The 1082-nt window shown below is 76.2% G+C and carries 1 pseudogene; it reads right to left on the bottom strand.

Annotated elements, in window-relative coordinates:
- A pseudogene (locus PROKR_RS37435) lies at positions 1 to 1082 on the bottom strand (hypothetical protein); the annotation flags it as partial.

Raw genomic sequence — 1082 nt, 5'->3', positions numbered from 1 at the left:
GCTCCGCCGCCGGCGCCACACCCCCGGACAGCCCCACGCGGGCGTCACGCACGGCCAGCACCACGCGGCGCACGCGCTCGGCCTCGGCGTCCGGGTCCAGGAACGCGGCCGCGGACCATACCTGCGCCACCACCCAGCCGAGGCGCTCCAGACGCTCGGCGAGCTGCCGGTCCCGCACCCGGATCGAGGGCTCGGCCACGTACGCGGCGTCGTCGGTCAGCACGGCCACCAGCAGCTCGCCCGGCAGGTCAGGGTGTCCCACCGCGAGCGGGATGCGGTCGCCGCCGGGCAGGCCGTAGTCGGTCTCGACCACGAGGCCGGACCGCCACAGCCGCTCCCCCAGGTCCACCACCAGCCGGTCGACCGACCGTGCGACGTCCACGCCGTTGCCGATCTCGACCTGGTCCGCGAGCCCCGAGCGCTCCTCCGCGAACGACAGCACCCGCGCCAGCATCTGCGGCCCGGGGCCGCGCAGCCGCTCGGGGTCCAGGTCGGAGGCCGGGAAGCACGACACGACGTGCAGCCTCTTGCGCGCCGCCCCGAGCGAGCCCAGCAGCATCGCGTCGCCGCCGCCGTCGCCCAGCACGCCGAACCGGTGCAGCACGCGACCGTGCGGCGTCCGCCCGAATCCGAGGGTGAGCACGATCGTGTCCCGCGCCAGGCCGGCCACGCCGGTCACGTCGGCGACCACCACGGGCTCGGGCCGCGAACCCGCGAAGAACGGCGCCAGCGCCGGGTTGGCCCGCACCTCGGCGAGCAGCCGCTCGCGGATCCGGTCGGCGTGCGCGGCCGTGACGGTCACGATGCCGAAGGTCTCCTCGGGCCGGGTCATAGCGTGCTCGATCGCCAGGTCGACCACCCGCTCCACCTCGGCGCTCGTCGACTCGACGGTGCCGGAGACCGGGTCCGGCATCCCGGTGCCGTCCACGAGCGAGAAGTGCACCAGCGCCTCGGTCCGGGGCAGCGGCGCGGGTCGCATGATGCCCTCGTACCCGTGCTCGGCGAGCAGGCCGGTGAGCCGCGGGTCGCGCCGCGCGGGCTCCGGCTGGAGCGTCACGCGCGGCAGCAGCCGCGCGAGGTCT

The organism is Promicromonospora kroppenstedtii DSM 19349, assembly GCF_000515355.1.
Classification (GTDB): Bacteria; Actinomycetota; Actinomycetes; order Actinomycetales; family Cellulomonadaceae; genus Promicromonospora; species Promicromonospora kroppenstedtii.
The sequence above is the reverse complement of the archived record's forward strand: the minus strand, read 5'-3'. Positions and strand labels throughout refer to the sequence as shown.